Genomic DNA, 19,571 nt, shown 5'->3' with positions numbered 1-19,571 from the left:
ACACTTGCTTGCTAAAAAGTTATCAACATAACTTTGTAACAAAAAAAATTAAACCTATGGCAAAAATCGCCAAAACAACAGACGCAAAGCCCGCAGTAAAGAAAGCTGCCGCTAAGCCAGCCGCTGCCAGCAAAACCGTAAGCATTGAAGACATATCTAAAACCATTTTAGAAAAGTTGAAGGCTGCAAGCCTATCACCCGAATTACAATCTGAAATGGAGTGGTGCCTCGGCAGCTACAGCCACGACAAAAATCCAGTGGGCTTGTTCGAGACTTCAGCAAAGGCGTTGCCGATATTAAAAGAAGCATTGACAAAAAAGACAAAAGGCATTACCGCCAAATTGATTGGCGATGTTGAAAAAGCTTTGAATGCTTAGTTGAACAAGCATTCTAAATCAAAAGGCTCCGACTGAATCGAAGCCTTTTTTGTTTTTGGTACTCGTGCCCAATACCTCATTTAAATCATGTGCGTCACATTACTCAGTTCACCTTCATAGTGCTGGCACGTTACCCCAAACTTGTTCAAAAAGTCAACGCCTTCGTCAGATGCCAATCCTTTAAACTGCGCATACGAGTTTAAGTAAATTACTTTGCTGATGCCCATACTATATATAATGCGCGAACACGCCAGACAAGGCGATAGCGTGACATACAAAGTTGCACCCTCCACAGCCGTTTTGTTTTTCACTGCATATAAAATTGCATTCTGCTCGGCATGGATGGCCAAAGAGCACCCTCCCTTGGAATCTCTTGGGCAACCTTGCTGTGGCCATTCCTCATCGCAATTGTGCGTACCAGATGGCGGGCCATTGTAGCCAATCGAAATAATCCGCGTGTCTTTGGTAAGCACTGCGCCTACATGCCGCTTGATGCAGTGGCTCCGCTTGGCCAGGTTAACGGCCAACTCCATATATATATCGTCAAATGCCGGTTTATCACTCATGTGGTAAAAATATCCAATTGCCATCAAATTCTTATCTTTCGAACCGAAACATGGCTTTAGTAAATTCATTTCAGTTTATACTATGCGGGCGGGCGGGCTTTTTGGTGCAAATCCTTCCTGCGAGATCTCCCCGAGTGCGCACTCCACTATTCGTTAGTTGTGCCATACCTGTCACTTTACTCATTACTTTATTATTTATAACTGAAGTTGGCTATTCGCAACTGGCCGTCACTCCTAGACCAAGCCCCTTGGCCATTGCCACTGCTCGCTATAAAGACACCTACTTAAAAATTGTGTACAGCCAGCCGCACAAGCGCGGCCGCGAAATTTTTGGAAAGACCGTACCCTATAACCAAGTCTGGCGCACGGGTGCCAACGAAACAACCGAAATCACCATCACCAAAGACATACTTATCAACAACCAACCGTTGAAAGCCGGCACTTATTCTTTGTTGACTATTCCCAGCAAAGGGAACTGGACCATCATTGTCAACAGCGATGTGGGCATGTGGGGCTCTTACAATTATAACATCAAGCAAGATGTACTCCGCTTTGATGTATCCGTAGAAACACTCACCGAGGTAGTGTACGAACCTTTCACCATCCTCATCGACCAAAAAACTGATAAGGCCACTATCTCACTGCTGTGGGACAAAACCAAAGTTACATTTCCTATTCAATTTCAAGAACCGAAATGATCATTGATAAGCCACAGATGACTCAGATTTTCACCGCTATTGTTTTTCGAATCTGCATTCTCTGTGAATCTGTGACAAACACTTAGACTTCTATGCGATTGATTCTAATCACACTGCTCGTTTTCACCAATTACCTACTCTTCGCGCAAAGCGAATTAGCCAAACGAAACGGCTTTAAAGATATAAAGCTAGGGATGCACATCGATAGCGTAAAAGGAGCCCTATTCAAAAAAGACATTGTAGCCCACAAACAATTTTCGGCCAAGCTATTTGAAGTAGAGCATCCTGAATATTCGAAGGTGGGCAGCGTGCCTGTAAAAAAGATTGAACTCAAAACCTACAAAGGCCTCATCTACGAAATACTCGTGCACACCGACAAAGACCCACAGATTATGCGCGGCCTAGAGAAATTGTATGGCAAAGCGATCTACAGCATTCGCATGGAAACCTACTACTGGACAGCCAAAGATACATTGAGTCTGATTTTCAAAGGCCACAACAAGCACCTTACCCTCACCTACCGCTCGGTGCCCGTGATCAAAATCATGCATGGAGATAAAGACAAGAAGGTGGAAGAGATTTCGGAGGATTTTTGAGTTAGTTTTTTTGCAAATCAATACAACTCCAAACTTTTGCAGGCTTCATACCAAGCTTTCCTCACCTTAAATCTCTCCAAAAAGTTCAGCGGTATATAGTTTCCAGAACCTACTAATTCGCACCATTGATTTATAGTTAAATATTTACGGGCTTCCAGCAATGCATTCTCAGTTTTTAGTTCATTGCGGCTATTAAAGTTTAATGAAATCCAAATCATCAATGCGTCAGGGTTTGGATGTGCGCGCATAACCAACGGTTGCAAAAGTTTAATGGAGTATGAACGCTGATTGGTCAAGTTGAAGAATAACGCAAACTCAATACTCTCCTTTTCCGTGTGTGTGTAAGGCATTACATGTCGATTCCATATTTTAGTTGCCAATCCCTTCACCATTGGCAAATAGTTGAATTTGTCCTGCCGAAGTAACGCCTGAGCCAGAGTAACGAGATAGTAAAAATCCAACGATCGAATAGTTTCTCGGTAAATCTTGTAAGGTTGATATCGTTGTATCAAAATGGATAGAACATCCAGTGCCTCAACAAGCGATGGTAAATCGCTATAGGCATGCTTATGTTTCTTGGGCTCAATCAAATTCAAACTTTTATTTTTCTCCCATGGGCAATTCCAATCTTCTTCTTTGGGCAGTAAAGATAAGTCATGAAACATGGCATTGGCGAGATATACTTGATGGTGCTGCACGCAATACTGTCGAACCGTTGCACTTAAACCTTTGGTACTGGCCAATGCCATTAACTCAGCAAGAAACTTGCTTTCAAGCAAGGCTTGTTGTTTATATTGAAACACGGCTTTTTGATAACGAAGCAATGAGAATATGACATCGGGTGGAAAGGTAAGCTTGTCTGAAAGTGCCTGTTGGTTTACTACCAAAAGGCCATAATACTTTCTTTGTAAAAAGGCGAGCTTATTTAATGAGGTGGTATTTTGCTTGGGTTGATTCAGAATTTCCTCAAATTGGCTTAAGACGCTTTCAATTGATTCAGGCTTCCGCTCTGGCCAATTCAACTCAAAACTAATCCATGCGTAGCGTTGTGCATCAAGCCATGAACGGATCAAGCTATCACCTACATGTTTATTGATATATTCCCGAATCTTAGGTTCTGGTGAGTTAGTTAGCGGTAACAGAATAGTATCGGTGGCCAACTGTTCTCGCATTTGTTTCCAATTTTCTTCAGTGAAAAGCTCCATTTGCGTTTTGCTTGATGCCAGATTTTGTTGCTCAAGAAACATTTGGATGTTGGCCGCTCGTTTTTTAAACAGTTTTTCATTATCAATAGCATTCCCTTCGATGCTAGCGAACGCGTGAATTCGTATCTTTTTTATTTGAGCTCCAGTAGGAACTAACCCTAAAAGTGCCTGCTGGTCGTCCTCGTGGAGTTGTGTGACTGCAGGTAAATAATAAACCTGAAACGCGCTTGAATCTGAAAAATTAGTAGCTAGGCTATCCATTTGAAAACCCACTGAGGGAAATAAAAAAGGCAGTCTTGAAAAAGGTGGGTCAAGTTCGGAAGCAGGAATTGGATAAACCCCTAAGATATTGCAGAGCTTTCCTCTTCGGATAACCAATACTTGGGCAGATCTCTGTTGTTGATTGGTGCCTGGCAATTTGATGGATGAGTAGCGTGGCCATCTTTTTAACGGAGTTGTTAGCCCTAGAATTTTCAATGGCTGAGGCTTGGCCTGTTTTTTCCATTCGCTAATAATTTCTTTTCGCTTAATGAGTGTTCCAATGGTGCCATTAACAATTGCCTGTTGGTTGTTCCGAGATGGCGTGGCTAGGTATGCATTTTTCTTTTCAAATTGCGATTCTGAATTGACTTCAAGCACTAACCCACTACGTGGATGGTACCATCGGAATGCCCTCTTTAAATCTTTCTTGGAAGTGGTAATCCAACCTTCAAAAGCACTTTTTTTGCTTGTCCATTTCTGTGCAAGTCGGAGGTTTCGGTTGGTGCGAGGCGCACGTTTAAACCATGGCTTAGGTGACTTTGCATAGGCCTGAAAAGACTCTTTTTCAGAAAACTCTTTATAAAATGCGGTTTGCTCTGGTAAGCCAGCAGTAAAATATTGCACAACTGCAAGCATATTTGTTAAGGTGTCTATTGCCATGCCTATTCCCATTTGCAAGTCACGTGGATCTGAAATCATCCTTGAATGAGCGGCTTGGGTTTTCAGCATCGCCACAATATTTCTAGCAGCTTGCTTATAGGTTTGGTTGCGAAATGTAAATAGTTCTAACGGTGCAAAATAATTGATTGGCTCTTCCAAATAGGTAATAACTGAAAGCTCACCTTCTAGCTCTAGCGTAAATCCAAGATCGGTCAATTCTGCTCGTAACGATTTTCTTTTCGGGGTCTTCTTTAGTTTCTTAAATTCGAGATTTTGCTCTGCTGCCTTTTGTGCCAAAAACTGCAACCTTGCGTGGTTAACGAGCGGAACATGTTTTAACTTTTTTCTAAGGCTGTCCTGCTCATTTTTAATAAGACGACAAAGAAATTGCGGGTCTAAATTGGTTGGGTTTATCAGGTAGTCATTCTGCGCATTGACCGAAACGCACTTTAAAATCAACGCAATTATGAAACAAACTGTTGGCCGCCAGTTCAAAGGCCATCTATTATAGAAGTATCTTGGTTTATTAAAATTTCCGAATGGCGAGGTCAATTTTGTCTTATTTTAGTTTGAGATTATCTGTAAAATCCACACCGCAGGAATTAGTCACAATCCAAACCAAGCTTACTAATTCCAAAACTAAAATTGAATAAAAAAGTCCAAAAAAGGGCAAGTCAGCCATCTCACCTACCGCTCGGTGCCCGTGATCAAAATCATGCATGGAGATAAAGACAAGAAGGTGGAAGATATTGCGGAGGATTTTTGACTAAATTTATTGAAGATTACCACAGGATTTAGGCAAATGCAGTGGCGAAATTACCCCTCACTTGTCAGTCTCTCTCAATCGATATTTCTCTGGCATGCTCGATGTTCTTTCAATAATCATTCTTGCTTCCAGATCTAGTTTTACAGTTTCTCCATACCATTGCACGCCACCTTCAAAAGTATTTTTCACTCGACTATAAAGTTCTTCCATCAATTCCGTATGGGTCAATTCTCTTTTAGTCAATATTTTTAGTAGCTGACCTTTTATGATCTCATATTTTTTCAATGAGATAAGCTTATTCTTTTTACCCGCTTGGGGATGTAATGTCTGAATTCGCTCCTCGCTCATAGTTATTGTTCTCTTAACCTTCTTTTAATATCTATATAAGCTGTCCGCATTAAACGTACAATTTCTCTTTCATCAAAGACTATGTGCGGTTTTATCTTGATGTGAGGCATCCGTTTTCCGCTACCTTCCAGCATTCCGTTTTGGTTATGCAACTCGGCTCCATAAAAAAAACCAACATTGACATGGGCGGTGAAAGCGTTCACATAGGTAAATGGTGCTTGGTGGACACACCCTATTGGATAACCATCGTGAAAAATGATTTGAACATCCTCTCCGCAATTTTTGATTTCAGTAAACCATTTTTTGGCAATTGGCTGCAGTATCGGGGCTTTGGTTTTCAGCCACTCCTCCCTAGTTAAATCCTGCAGATCCTTGCCAGCATACAAGAGCAGTTTTTCCATCTTCTCTGGTGTTGCATTGGTTGTCAATTTACCAAATCAAACGTTGAGTAGCCAGGCTTGCCAAGGGCGAAGGCTAAAAAGCATACCCCATCACAGCCACCACATGACAAGCGGTGCCTGCCATTACAAAAATGTGCCAAATGAAATGATGGTATCGAATTCGATGGGCAACAAAAAAGAAAACTCCAGCCGAATACATCAGTCCACCTGCCACTAACCAAATCAACCCCAAACCCGGCATGTGTAGCCAAAATGGTTTTATCGCCAAAACCGCCAGCCAACCCATGGCAAGGTACAATCCGGTAGAAAGTTTTCCGCTGCGCGCGCCTGCTACTGACTTTAAAACAACACCCAAAATGGCTAACACCCACACCACTACTAATAAAGACCAACCCCACACACCCCGAAGCACACCCAAAGTAAAAGGGGTATAGGTTCCCGCGATCAACAGAAAAATGGCACCGTGATCAAAAATGTTGAATATCCTTTTTGTTAAATTGTGCGTGAAGGCGTGATAAAGTGTAGATGATAAGTAGAGCAAAATCATGGTAGTGCCAAAGATACTCACACCAACAACGGCAGCCGCACCCGCAGGTATTGCCTTCACAATCATAATAGGCGTGATGGCTATTGCACCCACTGCAGCTACCCCGTGGCTGATGCTGTTGGCAATCTCTTCGCCTGTTGATTGTTCTCGTTTTATCGCTTCGGGTTTGCTGTTTTTCATTTCCAATTGTCGCTAACTCTTTTCCAAACACGGATCAACATAGTGAATTGCATAAAAAAGTTAATCTAATACCTTTGCAACAAAGTTATCAAACGAATATGACGCCCCAAATAATACTCTATATCATTTTGGCTATTTCGATTGTTAGCTACGTGTTTGATTTACTTTTGGAAATAGTAAATTTAAAAGCACAACGAAAAGAAATTCCATCGGAAATAGCATCTTTCTACGATCAAGAAAAGTATCTTAAGTCTTTGAGTTATACAAACGAACAAACGCTCTTTGGTTTTTTTAAAGAAGGTTTCAGTTTTTTATTGTCGATGTCGATTTTAGTGCTAGGTGGTTTTGGCTGGTTAGACAATTTTCTCAGAAATTATATCACACAAGAAATACCCCTAGCGTTGGCTTTTTTTGGGGCCACTATACTGGTATCAGACATTATTACGATTCCATTTCAACTATACGACACCTTTGTGATTGAAGAAAAATACGGCTTCAACAAAACAAGCATTAGAACTTTTGTTGCCGATAAGTTGAAAGGGTATGCCCTTGGTGTCATTATTGGGGGATTGCTTATTTCTATTTTACTTTATTTGATCCAATCCATAGGTGATAACTTTTGGATTTGGTTTGGATTAATCGCCATTGCTTTCATTTTCTTTGTGAACATGTTTTACTCATCGTTGATACTGCCACTATTCAATAAGCTTACTCCGCTAGAAGAAGGTGAACTCAAAACAAGTATTGAGACGTTTGCACAGAAAGTAAATTTCCCGTTGGATAACATCTTTGTGATGGATGGGTCAAAGCGTTCAAATAAAGCGAATGCATTCTTTTCTGGCATTGGTAAAAAAAAGAAAATTGTTCTATTTGATACGCTCATTAAAAATCATAGCAAAGATGAACTGGTAGCTGTGCTTGCACACGAAGTAGGACATTTTAAAAAGAAGCATATTGTGTATGCGTTCGTACTCTCGGCCATGCAAATAGCTTTCACACTTTATATTTTGTCGTTGATGGTGTTCAATCAACAATTGTCTATTGCCCTAGGCGGTACGCAACAAGCATTGCATCTCAACTTGATTGCCTTTGGGATATTGTTCTCCCCTATTTCAGGGATTACTGGTTTGCTCATGAGCATCTACAGTCGCAAAAATGAATTTGAGGCCGATGCGTATGCGAAGCAAACCTTTAATGGTTTGTCGCTAGCCAATGCACTTAAAAAACTTTCGGTGGATTCTTTAGACAATCTTTATCCACATCCGGTTTACGTGTTTTTTTGTTATTCACATCCGCCATTGTTAAAAAGACTTAAGGCGCTAGTGGCGTGATTTCTTACTCTACCAATTTCTTACTCTACCATTTGGTTTGTTCGATAGCCTCTGGGATTTTTAATACTGTAACTGCAAAGTTCTCTATCTGCTGATGTACCGAAGGCACGTTTTTTGAAACGACATGAGACCCATTCGCATCAATAGAAAATTAGACTTTTTCATCATCAAAAAAAGAAAGTGTCACTTTTAGAATTGTTGCTCCAATCCAGTACTGACGATCAAGGGCGCGCTAACAGGAAACAATTCATATCGATTATTGGTGATGCACTTCCTCATCTCCCACGGTCAAAGATCAACAACAGCAGAATGGCGCATGGTCACATGTGTGGCATCGGAGTTCGGCAAAGACTCAGATGAATACGAGATGTCGGGCAGCTCGCGCAAAACAGATATTCGAAAATCAGCCCGAAGTACAAACGCAGCAAAGCTGAACCAAAGCGGTTTAAAAAAGTAGAAGTGGAAAAAAAAGGGAGTCAGGCAACTGCCTTTTTTTGTTAGAATCTCAAACCCGCATCATTCCATCTTTAATCTCTAACTTTCGGTCAGTGGTAGAAGCAAACTCTTGGTTGTGGGTAACAATCACAAATGTCTGCCCAAATTGATCGCGCAGGTTAAAGAACAGTTGATGCAATTCGGTTGCGTTTTTCGAATCTAAATTTCCACTCGGTTCATCGGCTAAAACTAACTTAGGTGAATTGATCAGCGACCGCGCCACGGCCACACGCTGCTGCTCCCCTCCTGATAACTCAGCAGGTTTGTGTTCGGCTCGTTCTTTCAATCTAAGCATCGTCAACAATTCAATGGCCCGATCTTTTACAAGCGTTTGAGATTTCTTCGCGATCAATCCGGGTATCATTACATTCTCCAAAGCCGAAAACTCGGGCAAGAGATTATGAAACTGAAACACAAACCCGATGTTTGCATTTCGAAAGGCTGCTAAGTCGGCAGGCTTGCGACCAACTACATTTTGTCCATCAATCTCCAGCATACCTGCATCGGGTGTATCCAATGTACCCAATATGTGAAGCAGCGTACTTTTGCCAGCACCCGATGCGCCCACAATGGATACCACCTCACTTTTTCGGATGTCGATGTCCACCCCTTTTAGCACGGGCAAGTCGCCATACTTTTTTGTCAATGATCTTCCTTTTAGCATGAAAATTTATTTCTTGAAATAAAGGTTTAAAAAAACTAGCTTGCTTCCAAAATTAATATCCTAATCTATTTCACATGAATATTCACGAATACCAGGCGAAAGATATTCTAAAAAAGTTTGGTGTGGCCGTGCAGCGCGGTATTGTTGCCGATACACCTGACAAAGCAGTTGCAGCAGCCAAAGAAATAATGACCGAGACTGGGTCTAAATGGTTTGTGGTAAAGTCACAAATCCATGCTGGTGGCCGTGGAAAAGGAACGGTTAAAGAAACCGGTTCGCGCGGTGTAGTATTGGCCAAAAGCGTAGATGAAGTATTTGAAAAATCGAAAGCCATTTTGGGCGGCACATTGGTAACCATTCAAACAGGCCCTGCCGGAAAGAAAGTTAACAAAGTATTGATTGCCGAAGATGTTTACTATCCGGGCGAATCTGAACCCAAAGAATACTACATGAGTATTTTGTTGGATCGCTCTACCAGCAAGCCCGTGATCATGGCCTCCACCGAAGGAGGTATGAACATTGAAGAAGTGGCGGCCACCCATCCTGAAAAGATTGTAAAAGAATGGATTGACCCTACTATTGGCTTGCAACCGTTTCAAGCAAGAAAGATTGCCTTCGCTTTGGGCTTAGAGGGAAATGCCTTTAAAGAGATGGTGAAATTTGTGAACTCACTTTACGCAGCATATATCGGATTAGATGCCTCCATGTTCGAGATCAACCCCGTGCTAAAAACATCCGATAGCAAAATCTTGGCGGTGGACGGAAAGGTTAACCTAGACGACAATGCTTTGTTCAGGCACAAGGACTTAGAAGAATTAAGAGACATTTCGGAAGAAGATCCATTGGAAGTGGAGGCTGGTAAATCAGGCCTCAACTATGTTAAATTGGATGGCAATGTGGGTTGTATGGTGAACGGTGCAGGCCTTGCTATGGCCACTATGGATATCATTAAGCTATCGGGTGGTGAGCCTGCCAACTTCTTGGATGTGGGCGGTGGTGCCAATGCCGAAACGGTAGAGGCTGGATTTAGAATTATACTTAAAGATCCCAATGTTAAAGCCATATTAATCAACATCTTTGGTGGAATTGTAAGGTGTGATCGGGTAGCCAATGGCGTGGTAGAAGCCTACAAAAAAGTGGGCAACATACCGGTTCCCATTATTGTGCGATTGCAAGGAACCAATGCCGAAGAAGGAGCTAAAATCATCAAAGAATCAGGGCTAAAGGTATTCTCGGCTATTCAGTTGAAAGAGGCAGCACAAAAGATCACGGAAGTTTTAAAGTAACTGGTTATTTTCCATATCAATACAATTTTGTATAAATTGCATTTTAATTCTAGCTTTATGAAGAATTTACTTTGCTTATTATTGTCCCTCTTGGCGGTCAGCAGCTTTTCGCAAAGCTTTTATGCAGCTAGAGGAGAGCGCTCATTGATTTTTACTGGAGGTTTGGGAACATCGTCATACTATGGCGACCTTGCTAACAGTAGCGATATAATAGGAGCTCAACCGAATGTTAATATTGGATTACAATACTATTTTAGCAACCGAATAGGTGGAAGGGTTGAACTTAACTGGTTTACCCTAGCTGGTGATGACGCAAAAGCTACCTCAGGTGGAAGGGATCAAAGAAATCTTTCCTTTCAATCGAGCAATTTTGAACTGAGTGCCGTGGGCATTGTTAATTTATATGCGCATGGTGATCGGTATTATAGAAGGCCTTCATTTAATCTCTATGGTTTTGCGGGTGTGGGGCTTCTTTATTTTAATCCTAAAGCGAAAGATCCACTTACTGGTAATTTAGTAGCTCTACAACCTCTTCAAACGGAAGGAAAAGAATACAGCTTGGTCACTCCCACCATTCCTTTTGGTTTAGGGGTTAGATTAAAAGTTACCCCTCAGCTTAACGTTGCCATTGAAGGTGGGTGGAGAAAAGTACTTACGGATTATTTGGACGATGTAAGCGGCCCCTCTTACTTAGGCACTGCTGCTTTTTCAGATCCATTGGCTGCGAGAATGTCTGACAAAAGAGTTGATCCTGCTCAACAAGGCCTTCCAGGAGGAGTGAGAGGAAACCCTACCAGTGATGACGCTTATATGCTTCTTAATGTTAAGATTGAATACTACCTTCCACTGGATTTGGGAGGTGGTGGAAACAGGAAATCATACTCGAAGAAGCGCGGCTCGATGTATCGTTACAACAGAAATGGCCGACTAAGGAAATAAGCTAAAGAAGCAATCTTACTGAAAAATAGTTGGTGATCCCAGCTTGGGGATATTGATATAGTTACAAAGAGTTTAGTGAAAGCGGTTTCACTAAACTTTTTTTGTTTATGGGAAAGACAAAAAAAGCGATGCTGGGCTTGCTGAAGATTATCTGTAATTCGTTGGGGAATTCTATTAGTAAAAACACTGAGTCGAGATAGTGGCTTGTCAATTGATACCCAACTATGACTATGGTATGAGTATGTTTATCTATCCAATGATAAATTAGTTTTTGGGGCCATTAGGCTGACCAAAAAAAAATAGAACTGACCAAACAATTTACCAGCCCTCTTTTTTCATACAAGCGTTACCTTATTGCTGATCAGTTACTTCAGCAGAGCTTTCTTCCTCTTGGATGATGCGCTAATTTTAACAAATTATCTCATCAAGTCACCAGCTATTTATCACTACATTGCTCTATCTTTGATCTAGTACTTCGTAACGCGAGTAATTGCTTTTATACTCAGGTACCAACTCTTTCATCAAGGCCACCATTTTTAATTCATTGGCATCGTACACCAAATCGTTGAACAGGTCAACGAATTTATTGATTTCATCGTAAGAGTGCTCTTTCACCTTGGCAATCATGATTTTTTTATGGTGCGTTGGTACGGTGTCTTCGTAGTTGTTGAGCAGTTCTTCGTACAATTTTTCACCCTCACGTAGGCCGGTATACACAATCTCGATATCTCTTCCCGGCTCAAAACCCGATAGGTAAATCATCTTCTTGGCAAGATCTGAAATCCTGATTGCGCTCCCCATATCAAAGATAAAGATCTCACCACCTTTGCCCATGGTGCCGGCCTCTAATACCAACTGGCAAGCTTCTGGAATGGTCATGAAGTAGCGGGTTACTTCGGGGTGCGTAACGGTAACGGGCCCACCTTGCTGAATCTGCTTCTTAAACAACGGGATCACCGATCCATTAGAACCCAACACATTGCCGAAGCGGGTGGTAACAAATGACGTTTTACCTCCTGTTAGGGCTGCATGGCTATTGAGCGACTGAACATAAATCTCGGCTATTCGCTTGGAGCAACCCATTACGTTGGTCGGGTTCACCGCCTTGTCGGTTGAGATCATGACAAATTTCCGTACGTGATTCGCCACTGCCAGATCAGCCAATAACTTAGTACCTAGGATATTGCAAACAATCGCTTCTGATGGATTGCTCTCCATCATGGGAACATGCTTGTAGGCCGCTGCGTGAAAAACCACTTCAGGTTTGTGCGCAGCAAAAATGGCTTCCATTCTTTCCTTGTTGGTGATGTCGGCCAAATACAGACTAATCTTTGACCAACTCTCTTTTCTCCTGATTTCGCGCTCAATTTCGTACAAGTCAGATTCTGCTTGATCAATTAAAATCAAGCTCTCCGGATTGTATTGAATCACCTGTCGAACCAATTCACTACCAATTGATCCTGCTGCGCCAGTAATCAACACACGCTTTCCTTGCAAGTCGCTTTGCACTTCGTGCCGATCCAGTTTTATCGACTCTCTGCCCAATAGATCTTCAATGTTTACTTCTTTGATCTGGTTTATACTCAATTCACCCCTCACCCACTTATCCACAGACGGAATGGTCCTTATCTTTACATGGTTGCGGATGCACACATTCACCAGATCATTCTTCGAATCTAAACCCAAATCGCGCACCGTCATCACCACCTCATCGATCTGAAGATCCTTAAACAGTTCTTCCAATTCTGAAAAATTGGCATTGTAGATTTTAATGCCATCGAGCACTTTGCCAATTTTGTTCTTATCATTTTCCAAGAATCCTACGGTTTGGGTTCTGGCTGAAGAATCAATCACATGCCGGGTAACGATGCCTGTTTGGCCTGCCCCGTAGATCAACACCCGCAATTTTTTGAACATGGCATTTCGGTAATAGGAGAAAACATACTTCACCAGCAAGCGGTAATTGAACAAGATTAACGAAGCGCTTAAAAAGCTGATGATGATAACCGAATACGGAACAATGTTTCCTTGGCCATTGTAAAAGAAAACAAGGTTACCAATCGCCACAAATGTAGCGTTGACGAACACCATTAAAATTATTCGCACCCCATCTTGCAAGCCTGTATAGCGAATAATGCCTTTGTAGCTGCTGGTGATAGCGATGGCCAGCGCACCGAAGGCAGTGTAGAAAAGAGGGCCTTTGATGAAATTGCTATAATTGGGCTCTGTAAGTGAGAAACTGAAGCGAAGAATATAGCCAAGTAGGCATGAGAAATAAATGATGGCTAAATCTAGAAAAATGATTACCCATCTAGGCAGGATTTTAATGCTCCTGATAAAGCGAAAGAGCTGATCAGTTAACAATTTGACTTTTTTCTTTTATTCAATAACTTCTTTAAGCCAAGTGCCCCACCTGCACCTATCAGTATTTCGATACCTGTAATGGGCACGTCAGGGTCACCACCTGGGTCGACAGGTTGGGCATTACCTACCGTTATCGATGCAACTGATAAAATGATTATTGCAAAAAAATATCGAGCTTTCATTATTTCTTATTATTTCTTAATAGCCTTTAAAAGATGAACTCCATTGGTGGTTGGAATCTTAACTATAAACATGCCAGATTGAAGGTTGGAAAAATCAAATGACTTCTCAGAATTAGTGGAATTTACCAATGTAGGTTCTACCTGTTGACCAATGGTGTTATAAAATCCAATTGAGCCATTGAACGAAACCTCTTTCGGCAAGGATATGGTATATTGGTTGGAAATAGGGTTAGGATACGCACTCACTGCAATATTCTCATCTTCTAGACTAGTAACCAAGTTTTTAATACTAATCCTAAAGCGCTTGTCTCCATAGCTCAAGGAATCAGAAGTTACTGAAAAGTTATAGGTGGAATTTTGAAGGTTTATGTTTACACTTTGTTTAGTAAAATCATCAAAAAGTTCAATCGTTGGCAATGCCAAGAAGGTCTCCAATTGAGAAAAATTTAATTTATAATCCCCAATGGTGGCTCCTGATAAATTCAATATAACCATTCTATCAATTGGCAGGTTGCTAAACGTATTAATTGCCATTTCTTTTCCGTCACTTGCAAAAGAGGAAAGGTTCAACTTTGAATTTAAGCGCTTTACCGCATCCTTTCTATCCATGGCATCGATCGCTTCCTCATTAAAACAAACAATTGTTTCGTCCACCAAAGCATTTGACAAACCTTCCGCCTTAATTCTTAAGACATTCTTCGTTTCAGAAGTGGCTTTTCTGAAAAAAATTGGGCTAGATGCCAAAATCTTATTAGATTCTTGAAAAGTTATTGTTGAGTTGGCAAAAGCTTGAACCCAAAAAGCCTGCCCCATGGCAATAGTACCATCAAATCCCGCTGGAATAGAAGAACCTCCGCCCTGTTGGTAATAAGCAAAGTTGCCTGCACCTACTCCGCTTTGATCGGTATTATCTCGCACAGCATAGGTGGTGCTAATTTGAGGCAGTGTAGTTAAGTCAACTAAATCCCAGCTAATGGCCGAAGGATAGGGATTACCAATCAAATTATAGCCAGCACCAGTTGAAGTTAGATTAATAGGAACATCACCCGATCGAACAGTACCTGTAACGCTTACTGTAATTGGGTTGGTGTCACGAAAATAGGCAGCGTAACCAACCCCGTTGGTTACTGCAGCAGCGTTATTAGTAGTTGGGTAAGCAACATAAGCCTCAGTCGCTTGATTATAAAAATACAATGATGGACTTGTTGAAACCATCCCGGGAAATGCTAGCCATTCCGCAGAAGTGGAAGCACCTGTAAATAAACCCGTTATAGGAAAGGAAGCTTGCCAGGATGCAATGTTCCCATTGGTAATTGGAGATGCTAAATACCTATAGGATCGGACCCCAATGTTGTTGACATAACGCTCTACAGTAATACTCCCATTAATTGTACCTTGCATTGGTCCTAATCGACCGTCACCAGATGAATTTGAAACAATTGTGATATTATTATTTGTGTCCACTTGCGCCCCGGAGGATATATCCAATGACCCAGAGACAGCCATAGTTCCACTAACAGACAAATCTACACCCCCACCGTCAGCAATAGTCAACGTGTTGCCTGAGTTAACTAACAAAGTTCCTCCCGATGCAACGACAACCTGATCCGCTGTTACATTCGTGGTTACAGTGATAGTATGAGTACTGCTAATGGTTATGACGCCATTGGAAATAGTAGGGGCAGCACTAGCAGTATTCCAAGTAACGGGAGTAATGCTTGTACAACGTTGCCAACTGCCTGCTGTACTCCAGTTACCATCTTGACGTGAGCGATAATCACCAACGGCTTGAGCAGCGACAATGACAGGCAAGAATAGAAGTCCACATAAAAATATAACAACGCAATTTTTACTCATTTCAATTTATTTAACAAATATTAATTTACAAATTTAACATATCAATCTTTAAATCCAAAAGGCTTTAATTTAGTAACCTCTCCATTACTTGATGTGCCTCTTTAGCCATTAAATTGTAACCTGTTGGCAAACACAATCCCTCTCAAAAAGCCCCATTGCCACCCCATTTAAAACCAGATTTTGCAGTAGAACTATCCAGTCAGACTTAGTGGCAGGTTTATTTTTTGGACATTTGAGAATAATCCATCATACCATTGCCTTCTTTTGAGTGGGACGGACATTTTCAGTACCCATTTTTGGGCTTCCTGCTCCACCCAACTTCCAACTGCAAAGCAGTTGAACCTTAATGTGGAAAGCTTGGGCTGTGGCTGTTTTTGATGGGTTATTTGCCGGAACAGGCTCATCAAATTATAGGCTACCATCACAAAGCGCATAGCTGTTTCAGTAGCACAAAAACTATCCATGCAAAAGCCTTCTGTACCGAAATCTTCTTTCAACTCCTTGATCCTGTTTTCGGCATCACCCCTGCGCTTATATTGTTCCCATATTTCTGTTGCCGGCAGGGCTTGGTTAGTGACAAAGGCATGGTACCTTTTGCGGTACACTTTTTCGTCCGCTATGCCCACGCTGCTGAATAATGTCTTGAGCTTCTTACCCGTTGCCCTGGCCCTGATTTCTTCACTTTGTTTGATGACCACAATCCTACGGGCTTTGCCCCAGCCGCCTTGCTGGTAGTTTATTTCCGATACCCATAAGCCTTCGCCTATCGCATTCCATTGGGTGATACCATAAATGCTGGCTTGTAAATTGGCATACAGCTTACAGGCAATGACGTAGGGGATATTTCTCTGCTCAATGAAATCCAAGACTGTACCGGTACAAAACCCACTATCGGCCCTGAACAACCCTACTGTTTTGTTTTTGAGGATGGCAAAGGTCTCTTCTAAAAAATGGATGCAGTTGCTGTTGCTCCCTGTATTGCCGCTGCGGTTCCAGCAATTGGCCACCATGCGTATGTCATTGACAAAAGCAAACAAGGGATGATGGCTGCCACGGCCAGGCTTCTTGGGGTTGTACCCTTTTTTGCTGCCCTCCTGTTCCCCGTAACGGGTGATCACACTGCTGTCCATATCCAACGTGTAATTGTCGAATTGGATCTGCTCAAAAAACCACGTGTACAGTTCAATGAAAATTTGGTGGTTCATTGAGGGCGTAAACTTTTTAAAGAAACGCCCGAAGGTGGTCCCCGAAGCAACCCGCTTCCATCCAAATATCTGGCGCAACACTTCATCAACCCGCACCACCGCTGTGTGACTAAAACGAAAGCAACCAATCCAGATGCCCACCCAAAAACTCTCTATTATACCCACGGCATCTATCCGGTTGTTACTCTTGCTCTCAGGCAAACCAAGCTCGGCCAACTTCTTGCTGATCCCAGTTTGGTCAATCAATATTTTCATCTCTTTCATCCCGCCCCACGCTGTTACTAATTTATCGGTATAGTGGTGTTCCATATTCAAATATAAGACACCTTGTCACTATTTCATTCTACTGCAAAATCTGGGTTAAAACCGATTTTTCTTGAACGAAGGCGGGTTGAACATGCATTGGATTCCAAAAAGGGCGGGTTTCAACACCCTCTTTCTGCGGTTTAGCTAGTGCCTCCAATGGTTTTAACCCCTGCTTTAACAAAACGGTAGATAACCAGTGGCTAGAGAAGTGGCCATTTGGCTCTTTGATAAACCCAAAGCCGTATGGCGTGAGTTGCTGTCTGTGCTGTTCAAATACCTTTCTTCGCGCCAGATCGATGTTCCAGGTATCTTCTTCGGCATCGATAAACACGGGCCTCGCCCCGAGGTAGTAAATGGGATTAACGGATCGCACAAAAGTAAACGTAGGAACCACTACCAAATCGCCAGCGGCCACCCCCACTGCAAGCAGTGCAAGGTGTAGCGCAGAAGTGCCTGAATGGAGTTAGATTACGTGATGGCCTTCGCCCAAGTAGTTGGCAAGGTCGAGCTCAAAATCGTCCACTAATTTTTGGTGCGGAAGGCCATCGTATCGCTGCAAAACCTTTTGGAGACTTTCACCATCGATGGGGTTATACACTAATGGGATTTTAATTTTTACCATACTTTTCCGGATGTGCTATAGCGCTGCAATACCAAGCCCACCATCAACACAAACATGAGCAGCGGGTTGACAATCAATCGGTGAACAAAAGACAACAAGGGCGAAGATATTTCACTGTCGCCTTCCCAACCTAACTTAATCCCCAAGTAAATGGGAAGCAAGACCAGTAGCTCTATTAAAAAAACGGCAGTAGCTACTTTCAATTCTGCTTTTCGGTTGAACAGCGCTACAAATAAAAGCAAGCACAGCCCATCGTTTACCATCAACCGAACGGTGCGATTGAAGATGAAGGGCAAGTGAGGAGAATAGCCAGCTAAGTTCACTTGTGTAAACATTAACAATTGCCGCTGAAAGGTATAGATGATCAAAAATAACAATAAGCAAAATACAATGGCCACTGGCCGAAGCCAAAACCAATTAGCTGGAATGATTGGCTTGTTTTCCATTAGGCCTTCCATTGATCTTTGAAACCCATAAAAACCATAAGACCAAAACAACGAAATAAATACCAGCCGTGAAGATGTATTTATGAAAATAATAAAAATAAATGGAGTTGGTTTTGGCCTGATGAAACAGTAGCCATAGGCGCCCTAGGTTGGCTAGATGGATAACCCCCACTCCTAGTAAACCAAAAGTCACGGTTCTCTTCCACGTGCCCGGGTACGCCACGATGAATGCCAAAAAAACAATCACCACGTTCGCACCGTTGCAGCCCTCAAATACATTGATCACACTTCGCTGGGTAGATTCGTCTAGCAACGTGACGCGCGCTTTTGAAACCCTTTCGATCGTCACGGGTTGGTCAATGGCAGAAATTATTTTTGCCACTTGATTGGAGACTTGAAAAGTTAATGGGTCGGCCTGTGGGTAGTAGTGATTGATCCACAGCCCATATACAAGATTACCCACGATGTAGGTTCCAAGAAACTTGGCCAAAAACAAAAGGGCTGGTTTGAACTGTTGGATCATTTGCAGTCTCTCATTTGTCTAACTCACTTCTGTGGCGGGCACGCCAACCAGTTTTGCCGTGTCACCAAAACTTTTTGTAACCACGGCACCTGCACCCACTACGCAATCACTACCGAGTGAAATACTTTGTAAAACTCTTGCCCCAGCGCCCACAAAGCAACGCTCGCCCAGGGTCACGTTTCCAGAAATACTGCATTGCGGCATAATGGACGTAAACTTGGACAAACGGCAATCGTGACCGATGCTGGTGGCTAAATTCACAATTGTAAAATCGCCTAGGTAAATGTGGGTGGTTAAAATTACTCCGGCCGTTACGATAACACCATTACCTATGTGATTAGACGGATGACCTACGGAGGATGAAGGATGAATCAATGAGGGAAAATAAAATCCGTCTCCAATTTTTTCAGCTATTTGCTGACGGATACCCGGGTTTGAAATGGCAATGACGAGCGCGGTAGTCGTAGCTAATTTTTTGACGGCATCTATATCACCTAAGATTTTAATATCCGCAAACCCTGTGTTGGCGTTTGTATTGTCATCAAAAAACCCGATCAGGTTCCAGCCGCCAAGTTGTTGAATCAACCAAGCTGTCTCGCGGCCAAAGCCCCCTGCCCCAATAATGGCGATGTCTTTCAAACTATTCTTGAACTATTTAAAAATTAATTTCAATTGCCAATGAATTTTTCCTCCTGAAGAGAATTGTCCTTCTTCAAAGATAGAAGTATAAGAGGGTTTTTAAAAAA

The 19,571-nt window shown here is 42.2% G+C and carries 19 protein-coding genes and 1 pseudogene; 6 read left to right on the top strand and 14 right to left on the bottom strand.

Going from position 1 to position 19,571, the window contains the following annotated elements; genetic code table 11:
* Window positions 1-56 precede the first annotated feature (56 nt).
* Entirely contained in the window at window positions 57-377 is a 321-nt protein-coding gene (locus tag KA713_20775; protein UXE66837.1) for a hypothetical protein, read from the top strand.
* Between the two features lie 80 nt (window positions 378-457).
* On the opposite strand, the gene KA713_20770 is transcribed toward KA713_20775, so the two are convergent.
* Window positions 458-943, bottom strand: coding sequence for a dCMP deaminase family protein (locus tag KA713_20770; GenBank protein UXE69209.1), 486 nt, complete (start codon window positions 941-943; stop codon window positions 458-460).
* A gap of 50 nt (window positions 944-993) precedes the next feature.
* Here KA713_20770 and KA713_20765 point away from each other — a divergent pair, with 50 nt between their 5' ends.
* Window positions 994-1,641, top strand: a complete 648-nt coding sequence (locus tag KA713_20765; protein UXE66836.1) for a DUF2911 domain-containing protein — start codon at window positions 994-996, stop codon at window positions 1,639-1,641.
* A 92-nt stretch (window positions 1,642-1,733) separates the two neighbouring features.
* Window positions 1,734-2,237, top strand: a complete 504-nt coding sequence (locus tag KA713_20760; GenBank protein UXE66835.1) for a hypothetical protein — start codon at window positions 1,734-1,736, stop codon at window positions 2,235-2,237.
* Between the two features lie 17 nt (window positions 2,238-2,254).
* Here KA713_20760 and KA713_20755 read toward each other — a convergent pair whose 3' ends face one another.
* The 4 genes from KA713_20755 to KA713_20740 form a co-directional block, all read right to left on the bottom strand.
* The gene (locus KA713_20755; GenBank protein UXE66834.1) at window positions 2,255-4,660 is read right to left on the bottom strand and encodes a hypothetical protein; all 2,406 of its coding nucleotides are present in this window, start codon (window positions 4,658-4,660) and stop codon (window positions 2,255-2,257) included.
* Between the two features lie 526 nt (window positions 4,661-5,186).
* Window positions 5,187-5,477: a hypothetical protein gene (locus KA713_20750; GenBank protein ID UXE66833.1), complete on the bottom strand. Its 291-nt coding sequence runs from the start codon at window positions 5,475-5,477 to the stop codon at window positions 5,187-5,189.
* A 2-nt stretch (window positions 5,478-5,479) separates the two neighbouring features.
* A complete protein-coding gene (locus KA713_20745) occupies window positions 5,480-5,878 on the bottom strand; it encodes a hypothetical protein (GenBank protein UXE66832.1) in 399 nt (132 codons plus the stop codon).
* 73 nt (window positions 5,879-5,951) lie between these two features.
* Window positions 5,952-6,605: a hemolysin III family protein gene (locus tag KA713_20740; GenBank protein ID UXE66831.1), complete on the bottom strand. Its 654-nt coding sequence runs from the start codon at window positions 6,603-6,605 to the stop codon at window positions 5,952-5,954.
* 98 nt (window positions 6,606-6,703) lie between these two features.
* On the opposite strand from KA713_20740, the gene KA713_20735 reads away from it, so the two are divergent.
* On the top strand, window positions 6,704-7,936 hold the full coding sequence (locus KA713_20735) for a M48 family metallopeptidase (GenBank protein UXE66830.1): 1,233 nt from the start codon (window positions 6,704-6,706) through the stop codon (window positions 7,934-7,936).
* A 505-nt stretch (window positions 7,937-8,441) separates the two neighbouring features.
* On the opposite strand, the gene KA713_20730 is transcribed toward KA713_20735, so the two are convergent.
* Window positions 8,442-9,095 carry an ABC transporter ATP-binding protein gene (locus tag KA713_20730; protein ID UXE66829.1) on the bottom strand — a complete coding sequence of 218 codons (654 nt, stop codon included), beginning with the start codon at window positions 9,093-9,095 and terminating at the stop codon, window positions 8,442-8,444.
* A gap of 74 nt (window positions 9,096-9,169) precedes the next feature.
* Here KA713_20730 and sucC point away from each other — a divergent pair, with 74 nt between their 5' ends.
* Together sucC and KA713_20720 are read left to right on the top strand one after the other, a co-directional pair.
* Entirely contained in the window at window positions 9,170-10,381 is a 1,212-nt protein-coding gene (gene sucC, locus KA713_20725) for an ADP-forming succinate--CoA ligase subunit beta (GenBank protein ID UXE66828.1), read from the top strand.
* A gap of 57 nt (window positions 10,382-10,438) precedes the next feature.
* A complete protein-coding gene (locus KA713_20720) occupies window positions 10,439-11,320 on the top strand; it encodes an outer membrane beta-barrel protein (GenBank protein ID UXE66827.1) in 882 nt (293 codons plus the stop codon).
* A gap of 456 nt (window positions 11,321-11,776) precedes the next feature.
* Here the strand turns inward: KA713_20720 and KA713_20715 are convergent, their stop codons facing one another.
* The 8 genes and pseudogenes from KA713_20715 to KA713_20680 all read right to left on the bottom strand — a co-directional run bounded on the left by KA713_20715 (window position 11,777) and on the right by KA713_20680 (window position 19,464).
* On the bottom strand, window positions 11,777-13,684 hold the full coding sequence (locus tag KA713_20715) for a polysaccharide biosynthesis protein (GenBank protein ID UXE66826.1): 1,908 nt from the start codon (window positions 13,682-13,684) through the stop codon (window positions 11,777-11,779).
* Window positions 13,678-13,866 carry a hypothetical protein gene (locus KA713_20710; protein ID UXE66825.1) on the bottom strand — a complete coding sequence of 63 codons (189 nt, stop codon included), beginning with the start codon at window positions 13,864-13,866 and terminating at the stop codon, window positions 13,678-13,680. Before KA713_20710 ends, KA713_20715 begins: the two co-directional genes overlap by 7 nt.
* 9 nt (window positions 13,867-13,875) lie before the next feature.
* Window positions 13,876-15,723 (bottom strand): T9SS type A sorting domain-containing protein, encoded by a 1,848-nt coding sequence (locus KA713_20705; protein UXE66824.1) that lies wholly within the window; start codon window positions 15,721-15,723, stop codon window positions 13,876-13,878.
* 191 nt (window positions 15,724-15,914) lie between these two features.
* Complete coding sequence (locus KA713_20700; protein UXE66823.1) at window positions 15,915-17,237, bottom strand: IS1380 family transposase; 1,323 nt, start codon at window positions 17,235-17,237, stop codon at window positions 15,915-15,917.
* Window positions 17,238-17,271: 34 nt separating this feature from the next.
* Window positions 17,272-17,856, bottom strand: a pseudogene (locus tag KA713_20695) (DegT/DnrJ/EryC1/StrS family aminotransferase).
* Window positions 17,850-18,302 carry a hypothetical protein gene (locus tag KA713_20690; protein ID UXE66822.1) on the bottom strand — a complete coding sequence of 151 codons (453 nt, stop codon included), beginning with the start codon at window positions 18,300-18,302 and terminating at the stop codon, window positions 17,850-17,852. Before KA713_20690 ends, KA713_20695 begins: the two are co-directional and overlap by 7 nt.
* Window positions 18,274-18,792: an exosortase family protein XrtF gene (xrtF, locus tag KA713_20685; GenBank protein UXE66821.1), complete on the bottom strand. Its 519-nt coding sequence runs from the start codon at window positions 18,790-18,792 to the stop codon at window positions 18,274-18,276. Before xrtF ends, KA713_20690 begins: the two co-directional genes overlap by 29 nt.
* Window positions 18,793-18,843: 51 nt before the next feature.
* Window positions 18,844-19,464, bottom strand: a complete 621-nt coding sequence (locus KA713_20680) for an acetyltransferase (GenBank protein UXE66820.1) — start codon at window positions 19,462-19,464, stop codon at window positions 18,844-18,846.
* Window positions 19,465-19,571 lie beyond the last annotated feature (107 nt).

The organism is Chryseotalea sp. WA131a (assembly GCA_025370075.1).
In the GTDB taxonomy this organism is placed as follows: domain Bacteria; phylum Bacteroidota; class Bacteroidia; order Cytophagales; family Cyclobacteriaceae; genus ELB16-189.
The sequence above is the reverse complement of the archived record's forward strand: the minus strand, read 5'-3'. Positions and strand labels throughout refer to the sequence as shown.